At 47.3% G+C, this 21071-nt stretch carries 21 protein-coding genes; all 21 read right to left on the minus strand.

The window, feature by feature from the left end:
* Positions 1-66 precede the first annotated feature (66 nt).
* Positions 67-708, minus strand: a complete 642-nt coding sequence (locus tag B5Y67_RS23165; RefSeq protein WP_088228742.1) for a helix-turn-helix transcriptional regulator — start codon at positions 706-708, stop codon at positions 67-69.
* Positions 709-1143: 435 nt separating this feature from the next.
* Positions 1144-3219 carry a glycine--tRNA ligase subunit beta gene (gene glyS / locus B5Y67_RS23170; protein WP_088228743.1) on the minus strand — a complete coding sequence of 692 codons (2076 nt, stop codon included), beginning with the start codon at positions 3217-3219 and terminating at the stop codon, positions 1144-1146.
* Between the two features lies 1 nt (position 3220).
* Positions 3221-4111: a glycine--tRNA ligase subunit alpha gene (gene glyQ / locus B5Y67_RS23175; protein ID WP_088228744.1), complete on the minus strand. Its 891-nt coding sequence runs from the start codon at positions 4109-4111 to the stop codon at positions 3221-3223.
* A gap of 332 nt (positions 4112-4443) precedes the next feature.
* Positions 4444-4908: a DUF4342 domain-containing protein gene (locus tag B5Y67_RS23180; RefSeq protein ID WP_242976093.1), complete on the minus strand. Its 465-nt coding sequence runs from the start codon at positions 4906-4908 to the stop codon at positions 4444-4446.
* Positions 4901-5695, minus strand: a complete 795-nt coding sequence (gene recO / locus B5Y67_RS23185; protein ID WP_088228745.1) for a DNA repair protein RecO — start codon at positions 5693-5695, stop codon at positions 4901-4903. Before recO ends, B5Y67_RS23180 begins: the two co-directional genes overlap by 8 nt.
* Positions 5696-5921: 226 nt before the next feature.
* A complete protein-coding gene (locus B5Y67_RS23190; RefSeq protein ID WP_088228746.1) occupies positions 5922-6230 on the minus strand; it encodes a hypothetical protein in 309 nt (102 codons plus the stop codon).
* 494 nt (positions 6231-6724) lie between these two features.
* Positions 6725-7369: a deoxyribose-phosphate aldolase gene (deoC, locus tag B5Y67_RS23195; RefSeq protein WP_088229060.1), complete on the minus strand. Its 645-nt coding sequence runs from the start codon at positions 7367-7369 to the stop codon at positions 6725-6727.
* A 1-nt stretch (position 7370) separates the two neighbouring features.
* Positions 7371-8285 carry a GTPase Era gene (gene era / locus B5Y67_RS23200; RefSeq protein ID WP_088228747.1) on the minus strand — a complete coding sequence of 305 codons (915 nt, stop codon included), beginning with the start codon at positions 8283-8285 and terminating at the stop codon, positions 7371-7373.
* Positions 8286-8909: 624 nt separating this feature from the next.
* Positions 8910-9371 (minus strand): cytidine deaminase, encoded by a 462-nt coding sequence (locus tag B5Y67_RS23210; RefSeq protein ID WP_088228749.1) that lies wholly within the window; start codon positions 9369-9371, stop codon positions 8910-8912.
* A 105-nt stretch (positions 9372-9476) separates the two neighbouring features.
* On the minus strand, positions 9477-9860 hold the full coding sequence (locus tag B5Y67_RS23215) for a diacylglycerol kinase family protein (protein WP_088228750.1): 384 nt from the start codon (positions 9858-9860) through the stop codon (positions 9477-9479).
* A 36-nt stretch (positions 9861-9896) separates the two neighbouring features.
* Positions 9897-10367 carry an rRNA maturation RNase YbeY gene (gene ybeY, locus B5Y67_RS23220; RefSeq protein WP_088228751.1) on the minus strand — a complete coding sequence of 157 codons (471 nt, stop codon included), beginning with the start codon at positions 10365-10367 and terminating at the stop codon, positions 9897-9899.
* 65 nt (positions 10368-10432) lie between these two features.
* Entirely contained in the window at positions 10433-12676 is a 2244-nt protein-coding gene (locus tag B5Y67_RS23225) for an HDIG domain-containing metalloprotein (protein WP_088229061.1), read from the minus strand.
* Between the two features lie 166 nt (positions 12677-12842).
* Positions 12843-14063 (minus strand): sporulation protein YqfD, encoded by a 1221-nt coding sequence (locus B5Y67_RS23230; protein WP_088228752.1) that lies wholly within the window; start codon positions 14061-14063, stop codon positions 12843-12845.
* Entirely contained in the window at positions 14056-14343 is a 288-nt protein-coding gene (locus B5Y67_RS23235; RefSeq protein ID WP_088228753.1) for a YabP/YqfC family sporulation protein, read from the minus strand. Before B5Y67_RS23235 ends, B5Y67_RS23230 begins: the two co-directional genes overlap by 8 nt.
* Before the next feature lie 153 nt (positions 14344-14496).
* The gene (locus tag B5Y67_RS23240; RefSeq protein ID WP_088228754.1) at positions 14497-14949 is read right to left on the minus strand and encodes a GatB/YqeY domain-containing protein; all 453 of its coding nucleotides are present in this window, start codon (positions 14947-14949) and stop codon (positions 14497-14499) included.
* 13 nt (positions 14950-14962) lie between these two features.
* Entirely contained in the window at positions 14963-15139 is a 177-nt protein-coding gene (gene rpsU, locus B5Y67_RS23245; protein ID WP_014828857.1) for a 30S ribosomal protein S21, read from the minus strand.
* A gap of 137 nt (positions 15140-15276) precedes the next feature.
* Positions 15277-15627, minus strand: coding sequence for a histidine triad nucleotide-binding protein (locus B5Y67_RS23250; RefSeq protein ID WP_088228755.1), 351 nt, complete (start codon positions 15625-15627; stop codon positions 15277-15279).
* A gap of 198 nt (positions 15628-15825) precedes the next feature.
* Complete coding sequence (gene mtaB / locus B5Y67_RS23255) at positions 15826-17187, minus strand: tRNA (N(6)-L-threonylcarbamoyladenosine(37)-C(2))-methylthiotransferase MtaB (protein ID WP_088228756.1); 1362 nt, start codon at positions 17185-17187, stop codon at positions 15826-15828.
* Positions 17188-18102: 915 nt separating this feature from the next.
* Positions 18103-18840, minus strand: a complete 738-nt coding sequence (locus B5Y67_RS23260) for a 16S rRNA (uracil(1498)-N(3))-methyltransferase (RefSeq protein WP_088228757.1) — start codon at positions 18838-18840, stop codon at positions 18103-18105.
* Positions 18827-19768 (minus strand): 50S ribosomal protein L11 methyltransferase, encoded by a 942-nt coding sequence (prmA, locus tag B5Y67_RS23265; RefSeq protein WP_088228758.1) that lies wholly within the window; start codon positions 19766-19768, stop codon positions 18827-18829. The genes B5Y67_RS23260 and prmA overlap by 14 nt, the downstream gene beginning before the upstream one ends.
* A 34-nt stretch (positions 19769-19802) precedes the next feature.
* Positions 19803-20921 carry a molecular chaperone DnaJ gene (gene dnaJ, locus B5Y67_RS23270; protein WP_088228759.1) on the minus strand — a complete coding sequence of 373 codons (1119 nt, stop codon included), beginning with the start codon at positions 20919-20921 and terminating at the stop codon, positions 19803-19805.
* Between the last annotated feature and the right edge of the window lie 150 nt (positions 20922-21071).

Consider the following 21071-nt stretch of genomic DNA (forward strand, 5'->3'; position numbering starts at 1 on the left):
AACTCTGAATACCCAATATAGCAGATGACCAATCTCACCCATTTTGATCGCTCATAGTCATTGCCTCTATGCTTTTGTCTCAGCAATCTGCACAAAGAGTTTCGTTACATTAGTCTTTGTGAAACGCCCTACAACCTCATAGCATTCTTCTCCGTTTTCGTCAATGAAACTTTCAACAACCGGCAAGCTGTCAACCTGATGCTGAACAAGCTTTTTGGCTGCACTATACACTGGTTCATCCGGAGTCGTCATAAAAATATTGGGCATCCTTGTCATAATAACCCCGACTGGAACCTGCTGAAGATCTCCCTTGCCGAGAGACGCTTTCAGGATATCTTTACGTGAAATCATTCCCAAGAGCACCCGCTCCGACCCAACAACCGCTAGACTTCCAACGTTTTGTGTAAACATCGTCACAGCTGCTTCATAGATACTTGCACTTTCCGGTATAGTTACCGCCATCGACTTAAAAGAACAAACTCTTAATTGAAGCAGCCTTTCCATCATCGGGGATGGTCCAAGATCATCTCGGTACGAATACCCGACACGCGGTCTGGCCACTAAGACCCCGGACATCGTCAAAATAGTTAAATCCGGGCGGAGGGTGGCTCGCGTCAAATCCAGCTTTTCCGCAATTTTTTCACCGGTTATGGATCCTGCTTCTTTAACGATCTCCACAATTCGCTGTTGACGTTCCGTCCATTCCAACCCATCTCACCTCTTAATGATTCTTTCAATCTTTAATGTGACATACTAAATGAGGTTTACGCGTACAATTATACCACATTATATAATCTATTTACTAGATAGTGTTTATATTTTATCGCAATAACTACCTAACCTGTTTAATTGGAATATCCTTTTATTTAAAAAGCTTAAAACAAATAATCGTCACTAGGAAACAGCGATCAGAAAACATAGTTTAAGTCGGACATATCTGAAGGAAAAGCAGGATCTCACTCAAAACACTTTTGTTAAAGTTATTTCCCGGTCATTAATCCAATCCGATTAATCATATATTTACTTTAATTAAAGCTAAGGATGGAGCGACGAGCCCCATCCCTAAGTCCTTAATCCAAAGGAAACCGGCTTTACCGAGCCATAGCAAAAGCAAAGCCATTGATGCACTTATAACATTGAATCTTAAGCTAAAACACTCAATTCACCTAAGCACCCTAACATTTTAACGCATTCTCCCAACAAGGCGAGTCGATTGTTCTTCAAGTTCACATCCTCAACCATAATCATGACTGCTTGGAAGAGAGCTTCAATCAAGGGAACAAGCTCTCCGGCCAATTGGTACGCTTCCTCAAAGCTGCCATCATTCAGGGCTTTGGCAAAACGTTCTCGGCGCTGAGCAATCCCTTTTTCTAAAGCCACTTCGCTCGCATCAACCAATAAATTAGGGTCTAGTTTTTGTTCAGATTCTTTTTTCGTCAGATTGAAACAACGGGTATAGGCTTGAAGGTAAGATACAAAGCCTTCCTCTTCACGTTTTTCCGCAAGTACCTGTGCTTTTTGCAGAACACGGTTTAATTGGTCTCCGCCTTGAGCCAAAACGGAATCCACAGTATCATAACGCAGTCCCTGTTCCTGGAGCACAAACCTTAACCGTTGTTGGAAGAAGTCCTGCAGGAGCTTCATGATCTCCTCCAGCGGCAGCAGCGAAGTTCCCTGCTCCCCAAAGGAACGATATGCTTCCTGCAGAAGCTCTGTCAAAGAAAGGTTCCAGCCGGACTCTAAGAGTATTGCCACAATCCCTTGTGCTTGACGTCTTAAGGCATAAGGATCCTGGGAACCCGTCGGCTGAATTCCAATCCCAAAGGCTCCAACGATGGCATCCAGTTTATCCGCAGTACTGACGACGCGTCCTGCTTCAGATACCGGCAAACTGTCACCGGCAAAGCGAGGTTGATAATGTTCGAAAATTCCCTGACATACCACTGAATTCTCACCGTTCGCCCTTGCATAATCCGCGCCCATAATACCCTGAAGTTCAGGAAAATCGCTGACCATTAAGGTAACAAGGTCGGCCTTTGCCAAATAGGCCGTGCGGTCAATATCCCCCGTAAGGGGTTTGGCATAGCCTAATGTTTCGGCGATAAAACGAGACAGCCTGCGCAAACGTTCTACCCTTTGCTCGACGGTACCCAGTTTTTCATGATAGACAACTTTCTTCAGCTTAGAAACAAGCTCACTCAGCGGCACCTTCTGATCTTCTCGATAATAAAACGCGGCATCCTCCAAACGAGCTTTTAAAACTTTTTCATTGCCGGCCTTAACGACATCCAAAGCAAAAGCATCACCATTACGCACTGTAATAAAGTAAGGCAATAGTTTCCCTTCCTTGGATCGAACAGGAAAATAACGCTGATGTTCGCGCATAGGCGTCGTAATGACTGCTTCAGGCAAATGCATGTAACGATCCGCGACTTCACCCAACAAAGCGGTAGGATATTCTACGATATGGATGACTTCCTCGAGAAGCTCTTCATCGTCAGGAACCTCCCCGCCCACCTTTTCCGCAAGGGCTTTGATTTGTGTTTGTATTGTCTCTTTTCGTTCTGCAGGGTCTACAATGACATAAGCCTTGCGCAAAACCTCGCCGTAATCTGAAGCATTCTCTATTAGAACAGAGTCTTTTGCTAAAGTGCGATGTCCCCGTGTACTGCGGCCGGACTCCAGACCCACAAATTCAAAATTAACGATCTCGGTGCCATAAAGCGCCACGAGCCAGCGTATCGGACGTGCAAAACGGAAATCCAAGTCTCCCCAGCGCATAGGTTTCGGAAAATGCAGGGCATGAATCATGTCTTGAGCTAATTGAGGCAAAAGTGTCGCGGTTTCCACACCTATTTCAGACTTGCGGGCAAATACATAAGGCACACCGTTAACCTCTTGGACAAACAAATCTTCCACCGTTACACCCTGGCCTTTAGCAAAACCTTGAGCAGCTTTTGTGGAATCCCCCTTGGCATCATAGGCAGCCTTCACAGCAGGGCCTTTAACCTCTGTCAACAAATCTTCCTGCTTATCCTGAAGATCCCTTGCTAAAAGGGCCAGCCGCCGCGGTGTGGCATAAATCTCCAGTTTGCTATAGCTTAAGCGAAGTTCCTCTAAACGCTTACTTGCTTGTTCTTCTAATTGTTTCATAGCACCCGGGGAAAATTTAGCCGGGATTTCTTCTGTTCCGATTTCCAGCAAAAAGTCCTTTGCCACTTTATTTCACCTCTTTCTGGGAATTATTCTTAAGCAAAGGGAAGCCCAGTTTTTCTCGCTGTTCCACATAAGCCTGTGCACAAAGACGGGCAAGGGCTCGTACCCGCCCGATATAGCTGGTGCGCTCAGTAACACTGACGGCTCCGCGGGCATCTAAAAGATTAAAGGTATGCGAACATTTTAAAACATAGTCATAGGCAGGCAGAACCAGCCCTTTCTCCACGACTCTCTTAGCTTCACGTTCATACATATCAAACCAAGTCTGTAACGCTTCAATATCCGCCACTTCGAAATTGTAATGGGAATAATCAATCTCATTCTGCAAATAAATATCTCCATAGGTTACGTCTCCGACCCATTCGATATCGTAGACACTGTCTTTATCCTGGATATAGGTAGCCAGCCGCTCTAAGCCATAGGTGATTTCAGCACAGACAGGTTTACAGTCAATCCCCCCGCACTGCTGAAAATAGGTAAATTGGGACACTTCCATGCCGTCAAGCCAGACTTCCCAGCCCAGGCCCCAAGCACCCATAGTTGGCGACTCCCAGTTGTCCTCCACGAAACGGATATCATGTTCCTTGGGATTAACACCAATACGTTCCAGACTATTCAGGTATAACTCTTGAACATTGTCCGGCGAAGGTTTGAGAATAACTTGGTATTGAAAATAGTGTTGCAAACGATTCGGATTTTCGCCATAGCGTCCGTCCGTCGGCCGACGGGATGGCTCAACATAGGCCACATTCCAGGGTTCAGGCCCAAGGGCACGTAAGAAAGTAGAAGGGTTCATCGTGCCAGCCCCTTTTTCCACATCATAGGGCTGAGCAATAATGCAACCTTGTTCCCCCCAGAACTGATTAAGGGTCAGGATTAAATCTTGAAATTTCATAGTCCAGCCTCCTAGGTTAAGAATAAAGTTGTTAAGCTGAAGGAATTTCGGCAAATAAAAAAGCACTCACTCCCGCAGCCATAACGGCTACAGGGACGAGAGCTTGTTCCCGCGGTTCCACCCTGTTTGACCCAAGCAAAGGGTCCTCTTAATTTTCTAACGCTCAGAGCCGCCCCATTTGCCATCTCATTCGGATTCCACCATTCCCGAACTCTCTAAGGAGATTTCCGCAAACTTCCTGCCCATCATCGCATTCTCAGGTTAATTAATCATAATTATATGCTGTAAATAAAATTGTGTCAAACGTTTATGGCATTTTTTACCTAAGGATTTTAATCCTCTCTCGCTACGAAATTATAGCCTTCATCATTATAGATCGAGGGCTTGTCAACAGAATCAATTTCCAAATGAAAATGATTCAACGCTGCTCCGACAGCTCCAACAAGAGCTACCATCCGCAAACTGGGTTTTCTCCAAACCGAGTAGGCTAAAGCCACCCCCAAGGGAGCCGAAAGACTTAAAACCGTCGTGTCATTTCTCTTCAGATTAATCTTCGTCTGATTAAATTCCTTCATTTTAGCCTTAATACTATCCCACAGTTCCTCCCCGCGATCAGGAATCCCCTCACATATCTTTATCCTATCGTGTTCATGTCGTTCTCTCTCTAAAGAATCCAAGGCCTTTACCACATCACCCTGAGCCGAATTCAAAGCAGCACGGGCTTCCTCGTATCCGATGCCCATACGTTCCCGTAAAATATCCATCTTCTCAAGTTCCGACCACAACGCTTCACTCAAATTCTTTTCCTTCCTTTCCGTTAAAAGATCGGATATGACGTTCTAAGCCATCACTAATAGTGTTTCCCAATCTCCAGGATTTAAGAGGCCTTTCAAACTTATGCTCCAAATAATGCCGCAATGTCTCCAGAACCTCCTCCCTCATCCACGCAGCCCAACGCAGCCGGTCAAGCTTAGAAAGATCAACCTGAATCAACTGACGCATAAAGGCAATACTGCCCGCCCGAACCATCCGCCCGGAATAACTCTCCCTGCATCGTCCACAAAGCGTTCCACCTGCTTCAGAACTAAAAAACAAGCGTTCACCTTGTAACATCTCCCCACACTCCACACAATCACCCAAATGAGGCCGATATCCTAATATGACCATCAAACGCAGAGCATAGGCACTAAGCAAAAGAGACGTTTCATACTGTTCAAGAAGAAATAAACAAGTCAGTGTCAGGGTAAAAAGTTCAGTATTAGGCTGCCCCGAAATCGTCGAAATATCTAAAAGCTCCGCCATAACCGAAGCTGCCAAAGAACGATCCAGATCTGACCAAAGGTAAGAAAAACTTTCCTTCGGACTACACTGGCTCACCGTATCTAAGCTCTTGCCCTTATGAATTAAAAAATCCCCATATGTAAACAACTGCGCCCCAGCCCTTTGACGACTCTTAGGTTTTCTCACTCCTTTAGCAACAGCCTGAATCTTCCCCATTTCCCGGGAAAAAAGCGTGAGCACCCGATCCGATTCTCCATATTCTCGGCTCCGAATCACCAACGCGTCCGCATGATAAACGGCCACGCCCTCAACCCTTTCTATTCTTTGTTATCTCTAAGGCAACTATACATGAACACGGGGGACGGTCCTTTTGAACACGGGGGACGGTCCTTTTAACACACTAAGCCAACACCGATTGCAAGACATGACCAAGATAAACCAGCAGGGAATAGCCTCAGGATCAGAATAAACATAACTACCTTTGCAAACTGAAGGCAACTCAACTCCAACAGTGCTTGGGGAGCAGTTATCAAAATACTCCCATCTGTCCTCTGACCCAGCCTAGGATGCTGCATGACGGGAGAACCCTCCAGAAAATTCCCAATTCAGACGGTGCACACATGATGTGCCGTCTCCCTAACATCCCCGTCGTTCCCCCGACCTTAAAGCCCAGGACGCAGTATGACAAGAGAACCATCCGGTAAATCCCCAATTCAGACGGTGCCCACATGATGTGCCGTCTCCCTAACATCCCCGTCGTCCCCCCGCCCTTAAAGCCCAGGACGCTGTATGACGAGAGAACCATCCCGTAAATCCCCAATTCAGCCGGTCCCCACATTATGTGCAGCCGCCCTCACAACCCCCCCGTCCCCCCGACCTTAAAGCCCAGGACGCTGTATGACAAGAGAACCATCCGGTAAATCCCCAACTCAGACGGTGCACACATGATGTGCCGTCTCCCTCACATCCCCGTCGTTCCCCCGCCCTTAAAGCCCAGGACGCAGTATGACAAGAGAACCATCCGGTAAATCCCCAATTCAGACGGTGCACACATGATGTGCCGTCTCCCTAACATCCCCGTCGTTCCCCCGACCTTAAAGCCCAGGACGCAGTATGACAAGAGCGTGAAGTCTTTACGTAAGCAGTTAGCAAACTCCGTTCAAGCGACTGACCCCAGACACGGGGCGGCGCACAGGACGTGCGCCGCCACCATAGCGCCACGGAGGGCGCTTATGGTGGGAACCCCGCTCCCCAAAGCAGTCGCTTGAACGGCTAGTTTGCTCTGCGTCGTATGACTGAGCGCTCTGTCATACAAGTCCCTCATACAAGTCCTCACTGAAGTACCGCGCTCGTCCCCAGCCTCTCCGCGCCGGCCTCTACCAACTGAAGAGCAAACTCCTTGGTCCTTATCCCCCCGGAAGCCTTTACCTTAACATTTTCCCCAACCCAATTTTTGAGATTTCGCACATCCTCAACAGTCGCTCCCCCGCCGGCAAACCCCGTCGAAGTCTTAATATAATCAGCACCAGACCGTTTAACAATCTCCGCCACTGTTTTCTTCTCATCATCCGTTAATAAACAAGTCTCAATAATAACCTTGATTAAAAGCCCGCAGGCATGGGCGGCTTCGACAACACGAACAATATCCCGTTCAACCGCGTCCCACTTGCCGGACTTAGCCCAGCCAACATTAATAACCATATCGACCTCTTTGCCCCCATGAGCTTTAACCATATAAACTTCCGAAACCTTTGCTTCTGTAAAGGTAGCCCCCAGAGGAAAACCAACAACAGCAGCCACACCAATTCCCGTACCAAACAAAAGCTTAGCCGCTGTCTGAACATAGGAAGGATTCACACAAACCGTTGCAAACTTATGCTCCTGCGCTTCATGACATAAAGCAACAATATCTTTTTCAGCAGCCTGCGGCTTTAAAAGCGTATGATCAATCATACTCGCTAAATTAACTTCACTCATTTTATTCATCCCGCTCCTTCCCATACCCATAATTACGCAAACTATCGGTTCGATTACGCCAATCCTTCTTCACTTTAACCCAAAGCTCCAAAAACACTGGACTTCCCAGCAAAGCCTCAATGTCCTGACGGGCTAAACTTCCAATCTCCTTAAGCTGTTTTCCCTTGGCACCGATAATAATGCCTTTTTGAGATTCACGCTCAACAATGATCAAACCCCGAATCTTAACTAAAGTCTTCTTCTCATGAACCTCTTCGATCACCACAGCAATTGAATGAGGAATTTCATCACGAGTCAACTGTAAAACCTTTTCCCGAATCAATTCCGCCATAATAAACCGCTCCGGCTGATCCGTGACCTCGTCCTCAGGATAATACATCGGCCCCTTAGGCAAAAGATCAAAAATAACTTTCAACAGCTCATCCGTATTCTCCCCAGTTTTCGCTGAAATAGGAACTATTGCCTTAAACTCAGCCAAAGAAGAAAACTGCTGAATTTTTTGCAGCAATTGTTCCTTATCCAACAAATCAACCTTATTCAAAACCAGCACAACCGGTGTCTTAGTATGCTTAAGCATCTCAATAATGTACTCTTCCCCAGAACCAAACTCCGAGGAAAGATCAACCATATACAAAATAGCATCCACTTCGCGCATCGATTCCTTCGCTGCGCCGACCATATATTCCCCTAATTTATGCTTAGGCTTATGTATCCCGGGAGTATCCAGAAAAACAATTTGCCCCCGTTCCTCCGTTAAAATACATTGAATACGATTGCGTGTCGTCTGAGGCTTATCAGACATAATCAGCACCTTTTGCCCTAACAAATGATTAAGCAATGTAGATTTTCCCGCATTCGGCCTACCAATTACTGAGACGAAACCGGAACGGAATTCTTTCGAAGTTATTGAAACCAACGGTTAAGTCACTTCCCTATTCTTAAACTTTAGTTCTTTCTTCTATACTTACCATAACCCTTAGATGTAGCATCTATTCAGTTCGTGCTTTGCAATCACAAATTGTAGAATATTCCCTAAAAAGTAAATGTTCTGTTCCAAACCCAAACGGCACTGCAAGAATGCAATCCCTTAATTCATCACTCTGTTCCCAAATTCAAGGCTCAGAGCAGCACAAGCATGAGGTCTTTATGTAGCAGCCCGGGTAAAACCTTATACTAATCGACTAACTTCCTCATCTGAAAAACATCTCCATTTCAGACGGTGCACATGAAATATGCCGTCCCCCAAGCCGTCTCCCCGTTCCCAAGACCAGGACGCAGAGTGACGCAAGCGCGAGGTCTTTCCGTTAGCAGCCCAGCAAACTTCGTGAAAGCGACTGACCCCAGACACGGGGCGGCGCATAGGACGTGCGCCGCCGCCATAGCGCCATGGACGGCGCTTATGGCGCGATAATCTCCGGTGGAGATTATCGCCGTAGGCGGGTTCCTTAAAACATTGCTATCGCCGAAGGATGAACCCCGCTCCCCAAAGCCAGTCGCTTGAACGTTAGTTTGCTCTGCGAACGTACGACCGAGCGCTGTGTCACTCAAGTCCCGCTAAAAAATCCGGCCCAAACGACTCCGGCAGCAGCCTCCCTAAAGTCGTCCAGCGAGTCTCCCTCCGGCCATTGACCAAAATCACCAGACAATCCCTGGCAAATTCACGAATTACCTGCCGGCAAGCACCACAGGGAGATGGGAACTCATCAGTCGGAACTGCAACAACAATCGCCTTCAGCTCACGCTCCCCTTGAGCTGCAGCTTGAAAAACAGCATTTCTCTCAGCGCAGATTGTCAAACCATAACTGGCATTCTCAACATTACAGCCGCTGTAAATCTTTCCTGAAGAAAACAGTGCCGCCGCACCAACGGGATAATGTGAATAAGGAACATAGGCTTGTCTATAGGCTGCTTCAGCCATACTGACAAGCTCTTCTCTTACTTGAGGCGGGATACTTGATTCCTGAATTACTGACGGCTGAGATTCAAACTGATTCAAAGTCATTAACAGCTCCTCGAAAAAGAATCCTCTGTGAACTCATTCAGCTAAAAGTCTTACGATTAGATAAATGCTGAGGCGAGAACTTCCCGCCCCACACTTGGAGAAACTTTAAAAGAAATGGCTCGCCATACAAAAAAAACGCGGGCAAAAAACAATCGCCCCAATGACAATCGCTTGAATTGCTGTCACAAGGACAGCGCCCGCAGCAACATCCTTAGCCATACCGGCAAGAGGATCAAAATTAGGCTGAACCAGATCCACAACAATTTCCAGTGCAGAATTCATAACTTCTGCGCTGATAACGCTGCCAATAGCAAAAATAAGCATCATCCACTCCGAACGGGAAACCTCAATCCACCAAGCTAAACACAAAACAGAAATTCCGGCTGCAATATGAAACTGCATGTGACCCTGTGTTTTACATGTGTACCATATCCCACGTTTCGCTTGATTTAAACTGCGCCAAAACCCCGATCTTTGATATCTCCCCATGCTTTCCTCCGTCTTTTAAGCAAGCATTTTCAATGCCTATCGTTCTAAACCTATAGCAGCCATTACTTCTTCCTCTTTGGCCCGCATCTCTTGCTTGTCCGCATCATCTTCATGATCATAACCTAATAAATGCAACGTGCCATGGACCGCTAAATAGACAATTTCCCGCTCCAAGGAATGCCCATATTCTATCGCTTGTTCTCGTGCTCTCTCAACTGAGATAACAATGTCTCCAAGCATATCGTCTTCGAATTCTGCATCGGGCTCCTCATCTGTTTCCTCTTGAAGAGCAAAGGAGAGAACATCTGTTGGACGATCAACTCCTCGATAGTCTCGATTCAATTCGTGAATCCGTTGGTTATCAACCAATATCAAACTTACCTCCGCCTCTTCCGGTCCCGCGGCGGAACGTATTCCTTCCTGAATTGCCCGTTCTAACAACCCAGTTAATTTATCTCGTACTTCGACACTAACAGAGTCTTCTTCCCAAGAAATATCTAAAATCACATTTATCGGGCATCAGTCAATAATTAGTCTCATGATGCCCTTCCTCCCTCCATAAAAAACGTTAGCTACGAATTCTGCACAGGATGCTCTGGAGTTGTCTGTGGTGCTGCCTGTGATTCTTCCGGCTGTGGCTGTGGTTCTGATTCTGCCTTATCCTTAGCGACAGTTTTCTCCGAACTCTCATGTTGTTCTTGAGAAGCCCCATCTTCATTACCTTTTCCGGCTGCTTTACTGGCATCAGTCACGAGCTTCTTTGGAGAGTGATCTTTCCCCGATGGCAGTTCCGGATACTCCACCCGAGAATGGAAGATTCCGCTTAGAACTCTAACGAAGGCCATAGCGATTCGATCCAGATCCTGAAATGTTAAATCGCATTGATCAAGCTGCCCGTCATTGAGCTTGTCCTTAATTATTTTCCTGACAAAGCCTTCAACTCGTCCCGGTGTAGGATGTTTCATAGAACGCACAGCCGCTTCAACCGTATCGGCAAGACTGACCAGAGCTGATTCTTTCGTTTGTGGTCTGGGACCTTCATAATGGAAGGCTTCCTCAGGAACATCGTCTTTTTCCTCAAGAGCCTTATGATAGAAATAGCTGACTAAACCGTCCCCATGGTGCTGAGCTATAATATCCTGAATCTGCTGCGGAAGTTTATTTTCCTTGGCGAATTCCAGTCCGTCTTTAATATGGGAAATAATAATCAATGCACTTAAAGTCGGGGCGATCTTATCATGAGGATTGTCTTGGGTAAACTGATTTTCAATAAAGAAATAAGGGCGTTTTAGTTTCCCAATGTCGTGATATAACGCTGCTACCCTGACCAACGTGGCATCAGCCTGAACTGCCTCTGCAGCAGCTTCTGCCAAATTCCCTACAAGTATACTGTGATGATAAGTTCCCGGCGCCTCCATTAATAAACGTTTCAACAGTGGGCGGTTTGGATTGGATAATTCCAAAAGCCGAACCGAGGATGTAATATGAAATCCCGATTCAAACCAATGCAAGGCGCCGACGGTCAAGAATGATGACGCCAAGCCATTGACAATGCCTAAGATTAACCCCACAATCCAAACAGCTAAGCTTGCTCCAGTAGTCAAAGCTATGGAACTCACCATTAAAGCGTTAGCTGCTGAAACGAAAAGACCGGCGCGGGCCAAATCTGACCGCTGGCTTAGATGGGACACACTGTAAACTCCCACCACCCCTCCAAAAAGAGCTACGAGCCCCATTTGAAGGCCAATTGCCGTGGATAGAGTCGGATCAACTAAAATTGTTACAAAAACCGCTAAAACTACGGAAACAAGCAAGGCTACATCTGCATCAATTAATATTGCCACTGACATAGTCGCCCAGGCAACAGGGATCAGGATTCCAGCCATGGCATTAAAATCGTTTCCGCCTAAATTAATGGAAACAACACCTCTGCCCATCACCAGCACTAAAACCATCGTGAGCCCAATCAGAACCAAGCGGTTCGTCAAGCGTAAAATATCCCGCTTATATTGATACAAATACCCTATAATCGCTGCCAGGCCAAAAAACACTAACAAAGCTATCCCTGCGGCAGCCTCCCAAGTATTGCGGCTGTTAATCAACCCGTACTGAGATAATACATTGTAAATATCCTTAGTAACAATCTCACCGGGGCCCACAATTTTTTGATTAGCCTTATACTGGGTAATGTCCCGTTTAACAGACGCACGGGCAGCATTACGCAGCTTTTGTGTTGTTTGCGCATCCACAACCAGAGTCGGGCGAGTTAATTCCTGATCGATAAAGGCTTTGAAAAAGGCTTTAGCGTCATCATGCAAAGCCGACTGATCAATATCCGTTTTTGTTCGTTCGCGCAGCGGAGCAACATCTGTATCCGTACGAGCCCCGGTAACCACATTGCGGGCTCTCGTCAGGATAATATCCCCGCCGACCTGTTCTTCGGTGTCCAAAGCATCGGAGGACGTTTTGAGCAAGGATAATAAGATCCCTTGGGATAACGTATTAAAGGGCTGGGTTTGCTTTAATTTTGCAACACGGGCACTATCATCTCCTGCCACAGCCGCGGCATTATGCAGAGCTGTAAAGTCATCGCCCAGATCTCTGGTCAGACTATTAAAAAAGTCTTCATCCGGTTTATAAACCGGTTGAACAGCGTTCGCCGCAGCATCCTGGTCCTGAGCATACTTTTCTGTATCTTCAATATCTTTGGTCCATGGAGCGGTAATAAGCTGGGGGCTTGGTTCATTAACCTCCAGATGAAGCTTGGAAACAAACAAATTTGAAGATAACAAAACGGTAAACAACAGAAAATACATCACCGCAATAATGGCACGCAGCCAAAACGTGTGATGTCTAAACCAATCCAGACGGTTGGAAATCTCTCTCCAAGTCCTTTTGAATCTTTTAATCTTCAAAAACCATCATCCTTACTTTTCAGTCCATCCAGACCTCAAAGACCGAAAAATCTTATTCTGGTCACTCTTAAGGATTTGCATAAACTGCAAGATCCTCGTAAGTTTCTACTTCTACCCTGACTCGTTCAACTCCGGTATTACCGGGAAGAACTTTCACAGTTTCTTCGATTATCTGAGTCCCAGGCGAAATTTTCTTCATGACTTCACCCCGAGCAGTCTCTTCCGCTAATTGACGAGCTTCTTGAACCGACCGTTGAATATGAACGTTTTGCAGTTCCTTATAGTTGACTTGTATAACTTCGACAGGAAAACGCCAATTCCTCCAGACCTGTAAAGAATGGCTAAGGACTTCTTTATCTGCTTGTGCAAAGGGAGAATTCTGCATTGTTACCATTATGACGCGAGATCCAAATTTTATACCCCATCCGTTTGCAGCTCTTCCACTTTCTTGATTTTTATCTTCAACTAAAGGTATTATCTCCTCAGCGCTATACCATACACGTCCTCGCACAAATCCTTTGGCAGCAGATGTCGGAAGATCCGGAGTAGTACTCTTAGCAGGGTTTGGCTTGACCTTGGAAACGCTTGGCGTTGTTGGTGCGCCAAGGTTTGGGGCCTTGGCTATCAAAACTTGACCGGCTCGCACCAGTTCCCCTTCATGAACCTGAGGAACCCCTTGAATCACCATGATTTCCTTAACAAGGCCGGCATGACTGGCAACCAAATTGCCTGCCTCTTTAGGAATCGACGGCCGAATCTTTTCCGAAATCTTAATTTGGATCTCAGTTCCATTGCGTTCCAAGCCGACCCAAGCCGCATCCGGCAATTCCTCCTGCAGGGTTTTGGCAATCTTGTTTAAGTCCAATCCTTTCGAATAGGTCCAGGTTCTCAAGCCTAGTTTTTCTGCCCGCTGTATAATTTCCGAAGTCTCAATCCTTCGATTGCCTGTTACAGAGATGACAAGGACAAGCTGGGATAAAACTGTCAATCCCACAGCAATAACAGCTATCCCGGCCAGCAGCCCTTTTCTTCTCCACCAACGCGCCGCTACAAAAGGCCAGCCATATTTGGCAATAATATGCACCCTTGTATGAGTCCTCCGGGCGGCCCTTTTCAAACGCCGAAAATCATCAAGACGGACTTGAGCCCGCATTCCCCGCTCAGAGCGCTGAGTATGGTAAAGGACCACACCCTCTTGCAAGACGTAGTTGAGAAAGCGCGGCAGCTGTTCTCCCCGAGCAATAAAAAAAACTCTTCCTTGCCAAAATGCCCTCAACCGGTCAAACATTTTTTTCTGCCCCTTCCTCAAAGCTCAAAGCGTTTAATTTCCCTTCAATCCGCAGCTCCGTGGCTAAAATAGTTTTCAGGACAAACCCCTTGCCACTAAGAAAAATCTCTCCATCGGCCGTTTCCAGACGGATTTCTTCCTCTGAAAAATTAATAATGCTCTGGTAATTCTCAACTAAAATTTCTTGTCTTCCCGTTATCGTAATTTTCGGACCCTCTCCAGCTACATCCGGCGGGAAATCCAAAATATCTCCGACACTTGTTTGGATTTTTTTAAACACAAAAAGCTCCTCCCTTCTGTAAAAATCTATGAAGGGAAGAGCCAGAATAGTCCAAGCCCACGATTTATTATGCAAAGAAAACTGAAACGTCGTCTTGATAAGGCAAAAAGACCCAGAGGCTTACGCCACCGAGTCTTTTCTCATCTTCAAATATTATGCCCCGAGCACTTCACGTACAATAAGATTGACAAATTTGCCATCTGCCCGACCTTTCGTCTTTGGTGACAAAGCACCCATGACTTTGCCGAGATCCTTAGGGCCTTGCGCCCCCACTGCGGCAATGGTCTCTTGTACGAGTTGGCGAATTTCCCCTTCGGAAAGCTGTTGAGGAAGGTATTCTTTCAGGATGGCAATTTCCTCTTCCAAAGCATTTACCTTTTCAGGGCGATCCGCTTTACCAAATACTTCCAACGCATCTCGACGCAATTTTAATTCTCGTGCCAAAACTTCAACAACCTGGTCATCATTGAATTCGATGTGCTTATCAATCTCAGCATTTTTTATAGCAGCCCTGACCATTCGGATGACGGAAAGTCTTACCTTCCCCTCCTCTTTGGCCTTCATGGCAACCTTCATATCCTCAACGAGGCGATCTTTCAGGGACAATTCAAGACACTCCTTACTTGAACTTGCGTTTACGTGCAGCTTCAGACTTTTTCTTTCTTCTCACGCTCGGCTTTTCATAGGCCTCATGTTTACGAGCTTCTGCACTGACCCCTGCCTTTTGACAAGAACGCTTGAACCTGCGGAGTGCGGCATCAAGGGATTCGTTTTTACCAACTCTGACTTCACTCATTGTCTTATCCCTCCCTCCACTGGATCATCACAAATATACCTTATAATTATAATGGAATAACTGGATTGCGTCAAGCTGACTTGATGATCATAATAACAGCATTGTAATATCCTGATATCCTCGTGCGAGCAAGGCATCTAGCCGATTTTAGCCTCAAGAGCCTGCCCGCCGAGCAAATGAAAATGAATATGTCCCACGACTTGGCCACCATCAGCTCCGGTATTGGTCACAACTCGGTAGCCTGTCTCTGCTACTCCGAACTCTTGAGCTAATCGACGTATTACCCCGAAAAGATGACCGATCAGCCCCTCATACTCAGATGTAACCTCATTAACGCTGCTCAAATGATTCTTAGGAATTACTAACAAGTGTACAGGCGCTAAAGGCTGAATATCTTTAAAAGCCACCACTTGATCATCTTCGTAAATTATATCACTGGGTATTTTGCGTTGGGCAATTTTACAGAAAATACAATCGTCACTATACATTTTCTTTGCCTCCTTATCATAATCCAAAATATCCTTTTGAATACTTCCCTAACAACGACATGTTTTGGCATTAAAGGTTAAGATTTACCTCTGAGTGAACTCGTTCAGCTAAAGCTGAATATCGGGACTTCGGTGGGGGATTCTACCCCCACCGAAGCAGGGTACGAAAGCCCCACTCCCACTTAAGAAGTGGGAGTCTTACGATTGGATAAAATCTTCTTCTAAAACAACTTGAACAAATTGGCGTGAAAACCAGGGCTTACTTTGCTGTCTCGGCAAATGAACCTCAATATAATGGGGCGTGTGGCCAACAGCATTGCCCTCGGGATCAACCCGTTCCACCAGTACTTCTACCCGTTTCCCGATAAATCTGCGCATAAACGCTTCCTGACTTTCACGAGCAGCCGCCATTAACGCCTTAACCCTTTGATCCTTAACTTTCTTGAGAATTTGATCAGGATAATCAGCAGCGGGAGTACCCTGACGTTTGGAATAAGGAAACACATGCACACCCGCAAAACCACATTCCCTCACAAAATTCAACGTTGAAGCATGATCCTCCTCTGTCTCCCCCGGAAAGCCTACAATAATATCCGTCGTAACCGCAAGTCCAGGAATCCTTTGTCGTAAACGAAGCAATAACTCCCGATAATCCTGTAACGTATAAGGACGGTGCATACGGACTAACACCCTATCACTGCCGCTTTGTAAAGGCATATGTACATGAGGACAAACAATATCCGAAGAAGCAATACAATCAATCAGCTCAGGCGTATATTCCATCGGCTCAATCGAACTCAGCCGCAAACGGCGCAGCCCCGGAATTCCAACCAGCTCACGAATCAAACGCGCTAAATTCCAACCCGAGTTCAAATCCTGACCATAAAACCCCGTATGAATCCCTGTCAGAACAATTTCCGGGTAACCCTCCTCCGCCAACCTCCTGGCCTCAGCAAGAGCCTTATCCGGCTGACGGCTCCGTAAAGGACCCCGCGCATAAGGAATAATACAATATGTACAAAACTGATTGCACCCCTCCTGGATTTTCAGAAACGCCCTCGTCCTATTTTCCTCATTGAGCTGAGGAAGCTCCTCAAACTCACCCGCATCCTCAATCCCACGCACAGCATTCTGCGGCCTGCGCTCCTGCTTAACCCGCTCTATCCACTCTAAGATTTTCCCACGATCCTGAGTCCCTAGAACCAGATCCACCCCTTCAATATCAAGAACATCCCCAGGAGCAGTTTGGGCATAACACCCCGTCACCACAACAATACTCTCCGGATGGACCTTAATCATCCTGCGAATCGCCTGACGCGACTTACTGCCTCCAGTATTCGTCACAGTACAAGTATTAACAACCACCACATCCGCTTCCTCCGAGACACTTACCACATCATAATCAGCCTCACGAAAAAGCTGAGCCAACGCTTCACTTTCTGCTTGGTTCACTTTACAACCAAGGGTCAGAAAACAAACAGCGGACCGTGGTTCGTGGTTCGGAGTTCGTGATTCGAACTCAGCAGCGGTCGTTTTAACTTGTCCAATTTCTATAGCCATTAATACTCACCTTTTTCGTGGCTTATGATTCCCAGTTCCGGTCATATTCAAAATTTCCACGTTCTTCTAATTCGCAGCATATCACGAATTAACACAAATAGGCAACAGACGGTGCACATGAAATGTGCCGTCTCCCAAGAAAGGGCTCAAAATGGAACCTACCTTCTCCAAAGAACAGCCCCAACATTCCCCGAAGCCCAGAACGTAGCGTGACACGGGCCCGAGGTCTTTACGGGAGCAGCCCAGCAAACTTCCGTTCAGGAGACCGACCCCAGACGCGGGCAGCGTACAGGACGTGCCCCCCATCCCCTCAAAAGCGTGTCAAAAGGACCGTCCCCCCGTCTCGCTTATCGCCCACTACAGACGGCGCACATGAAATGTGCCGTCCCCCGGAAAAACTCAAAATGGGACCTACCTTCTCCAAAGAACAACCCCAACATCCCCCGAAGCCCAGAACGTAGCGTGACACGGGCCCGAGGTCTTTACGGGAGCAGCCCAGCAAACTTCCGCTCAGGAGACCGACCCCAGACGCGGGCAGCGCACAGGACGTGCCCCCCATCCCCTCAAAAGCGGGTCAAAAGGACCGTCCCCCCGTCTCGCTTCTCGCCCCCTACAGACGGCGCCCATGAAATGTGCCGTCCCCCGGAAAAAACTCCAAATGGGACTTACCTTCCCACCAGAGAACAGCCCCGACATCCCCCGAAGCCCCGGACGTAGCGTGACACGGGCCCGAGGCCTTTACGGGAGCAGCCCAGCAAACTTCCGTTCAGGAGACGCCCCCAGACGCGGGGCGGCGCACAGGACGGGCGCCGCCGCCATAGCGCCAGGGATGGCGCTTATGGCGGGAACCCCGCCCCCCAAAGCAGTCTCCTGAACGGTTAGTTTGCTCTGCGAACGTACGACCCGAGGGCTGGGTCACCCTACGTCCCCGAAATGCCCCAGCACCAGCGTCAACGCCGCCAACGCCGCCGTTTCCGCCCGCAAAATCCGCGGCCCCAGCGAAACGCTTTGCGCCCCCAGCTCTTCACAGGCCCTGTCCACCTCGGCCGCCTCAAACCCACCCTCCGGACCGATCAAAATAGCAATCGGCAGGTCCGGATCAAAGGTACTCAGCACAGAAGTCAAACGCCGGGTCTTCTCCTCCTCATAAGGAATCAGCCATTGAGTTCCCTCAGGCAGCTTGTCTTTCAGGTCTCCCCAATTACAAACTTCCCCGATCCGAGGCTCCTTTACCCGGTGAGACTGCTTGGAAGCTTCCCCAGCAATCTTTTGCCAGCGAACAACCCGTTCCTGAGCCTTACTTCCCTCAAGCTGCATCACTGAGCGTTTTGCCCGCAGGGGGAAAAGGCCTTTCATGCCAAGCTCTGTACCTTTTTGAATAACCCATTCCATCTTTTCCCCTTTAGAAAGTCCGGCCACCACAAAAACAGAGGTATGGGCCTCAACCTCCGGATAATCACTGCTGAGAATCCGACAAGTTACGCTTTTATCTTCGATTTTCAGAATCACACCCGTATATTCCATGCCGCTGTTATCATAGCCCAAAACCTTATCACCCGGAGTTAAGCGCAGCACACGAACCAGATGATCCCGTTCCGTTCCGCGCAGCCAAAAAGCATTTTTTCCAAGTTCCGTAATCTTAAAGCGATTCATGCTTAGCCCACCTTGCTCGAATTAGAATCCAGCCGGAATCTTCGACTCGTTCTAAGATTTCCAAACCGGCCTTTTTCATACCTTCCTCAACATCAGAAGCCCGGTGTTCAATAATTCCGGAGGCCAGAAATTCTCCTTCAGGGCTTAAGATTCTCTTGAGGTCTTCGAGCAGCATAAGGATAATATCAGCAATGATGTTGGCAATAACAACCTGGGCTTGACCGCTGAGCACTGTCCCTAAATCCCCCCGCAAGACACGAACTTTATCACTAACATGATTTAAATCCACATTTTCTTGCGCTACCCGAACAGCCACTGAATCCAGATCTACAGCCTCAACCTCAGCCCCGAGCTTGGCAGCCGCAATGGCCAAAATTCCCGAACCAGTCCCTAAATCAAAAACCTTCTGTCCCGGTTTAACAATGTTCTCCAAAGCTTTGAGGCAAAGAGTCGTTGTCGGATGAGTCCCTGTCCCAAAAGCCATGCCCGGATCAAGTTCGAGTATAATATCTTCCGGCGCCGGATCCACGTGCTCCCAGCTCGGCTTAATTAAAAACCGCCTGCCAATTCGGGCAGGCTTAAAATAAGCCTTCCAGGCCGTTGCCCAATCTTCTTCTTTTAGAGAAATCCCTTTAACTTGAACGACCCAGTTCGGAAAACGCTCCAACAAATCCCGAATTCCCCGATCAAGTCTTTGCAGTTTGGCAGAGAGTTCATTGTCCTCAGGAAAATAGCCTTTAATTACTGTAGTTCCCGTAGCTTCAACTTCACCAAAATCGTGGAAATCCCAAGCCCCCGATTCTATGTATGCCCGTAAAATTTCCGGATCATCGACACTCACACCCGGACATCCTAACTGATAAAAAAGATCGGCAACAATTTCTTCCCCTTCTGCCGAAATTGTCACCGCTACTTCACGCCAATCCATGTTATGCTCCTTTTATCTCTATTAACCAAAATTTTTAACCCATTGCATCCCGGAGGTTTTCTTTAAATTTCTCAAATAAGGACTTCTTGCCCATTTGTTGGTGATCAGGAGTAGCCTCACCAAATTGACGCAGAAGTTGTTTTTGCTTCTCATTCAGCTTTGTCGGTGTGGTCAAAATTACCCGCACATGCTGATCTCCGCGACCGTTGCCCCGGCGATAAGGAATGCCATGCCCTTTAAGACGAAAGACCGTTGAAGTCTGAGTACCCTCAGGCACCTTCATCTTCACAACTCCATCCAGGGTCGGCACATCAATTTCCGCGCCCAAAGCAGCCTGAATAAAGGTAATCGGAATTTCACAATAGACATCGTTGCCTTCACGATCAAAGAATTTATGAGGTTTAACCTGCAGAACGATATAAAGGTCTCCCGAAGGTCCGCCCTTAGCTCCAGCCTCGCCGTCTCCGCTCAGCCTTAAATTCAGGCCGTCTTCAGAACCAGCAGGAACATTGATTTTAATCGTTTTAACCTTACGAACTTTTCCTTTTCCGTGGCAAGTGGAACAGGGAGTACTGATTGTCCGGCCTTCTCCTTGACAAGTCGGACAGGTTCGTGCCGTCTGTATCTGCCCAAAGGGTGTGCGTTGGGTCATTTTGACTTGCCCGCTTCCATGACACTGAGTGCAAGTCGTCGGATGAGTACCCGGAGCTGCACCGGAGCCCTGACATTCCGTACATGTCTCGTCCCTCGGAATCTGGATTTCCTTTTCCACACCAAAAACAGCCTCTTCAAAGGTTAACGACATGGCATAACGCAAATCAGCGCCTCGCTGCGGGCCATTGCGTCGTTGTCCGCCGCCGCCTCCAAAGAACATATCAAAAATATCGCCAAAGCCTCCCATATCCCCAAAGCCTCCGCCGCCTTGGCTGGGATCAAATCCGGCATGGCCGAATTGGTCATACCGCGCTTTTTTGTCGGGATCATTTAAAACATCATAGGCCTCGGCAACTTCTTTAAACTTTTCCTCAGCAGTTTTATCGCCTGGGTTAGCATCAGGGTGATACTGACGGGCTAATTTTCGGTAGGCCTTCTTAATTTCCTGGTCATTGGCCGACCGTTCAACCCCGAGCACCTCATAGTAATCGCGTTTCATGGTTTCCTCCATCACTCCTATAGCCATTCGCACTTTCCAACCATTTTAACCTGTTTAAGAGTTTCATTATTCTCTCAGGTTTCTAAATTAACCTGTTAAAGAAATAAATACTTTAAGGCCTTTAAAGGACACCATAAAGAAAAAATTTCC

The organism is Desulfosporosinus sp. FKB (assembly GCF_002196705.1).
Classification (GTDB): Bacteria; Bacillota; Desulfitobacteriia; order Desulfitobacteriales; family Desulfitobacteriaceae; genus Desulfosporosinus.

What these genes read in the sequence shown, in the direction of transcription:
- glyQ (WP_088228744.1), bottom strand. Translation starts at nt 4,111, where the DNA reads ATGAAATTTCAAGATTTAATCCTGACCCTTAATCAGTTCTGGGGGGAA.
- B5Y67_RS23190 (WP_088228746.1), bottom strand. Translation starts at nt 6,230, where the DNA reads ATGTGGGGACCGGCTGAATTGGGGATTTACGGGATGGTTCTCTCGTCA.
- deoC (WP_088229060.1), bottom strand. Translation starts at nt 7,369, where the DNA reads ATGAGTGAAGTTAATTTAGCGAGTATGATTGATCATACGCTTTTAAAG.
- B5Y67_RS23210 (WP_088228749.1), bottom strand. Translation starts at nt 9,371, where the DNA reads ATGACTTTGAATCAGTTTGAATCTCAGCCGTCAGTAATTCAGGAATCA.
- B5Y67_RS23215 (WP_088228750.1), bottom strand. Translation starts at nt 9,860, where the DNA reads ATGGGGAGATATCAAAGATCGGGGTTTTGGCGCAGTTTAAATCAAGCG.
- B5Y67_RS23225 (WP_088229061.1), bottom strand. Translation starts at nt 12,676, where the DNA reads ATGTATTTTCTGTTGTTTACCGTTTTGTTATCTTCAAATTTGTTTGTT.
- B5Y67_RS23230 (WP_088228752.1), bottom strand. Translation starts at nt 14,063, where the DNA reads ATGTTTGACCGGTTGAGGGCATTTTGGCAAGGAAGAGTTTTTTTTATT.
- rpsU (WP_014828857.1), bottom strand. Translation starts at nt 15,139, where the DNA reads ATGAGTGAAGTCAGAGTTGGTAAAAACGAATCCCTTGATGCCGCACTC.
- B5Y67_RS23250 (WP_088228755.1), bottom strand. Translation starts at nt 15,627, where the DNA reads ATGTATAGTGACGATTGTATTTTCTGTAAAATTGCCCAACGCAAAATA.
- mtaB (WP_088228756.1), bottom strand. Translation starts at nt 17,187, where the DNA reads ATGGCTATAGAAATTGGACAAGTTAAAACGACCGCTGCTGAGTTCGAA.
- B5Y67_RS23260 (WP_088228757.1), bottom strand. Translation starts at nt 18,840, where the DNA reads ATGAATCGCTTTAAGATTACGGAACTTGGAAAAAATGCTTTTTGGCTG.
- prmA (WP_088228758.1), bottom strand. Translation starts at nt 19,768, where the DNA reads ATGGATTGGCGTGAAGTAGCGGTGACAATTTCGGCAGAAGGGGAAGAA.
- dnaJ (WP_088228759.1), bottom strand. Translation starts at nt 20,921, where the DNA reads ATGAAACGCGATTACTATGAGGTGCTCGGGGTTGAACGGTCGGCCAAT.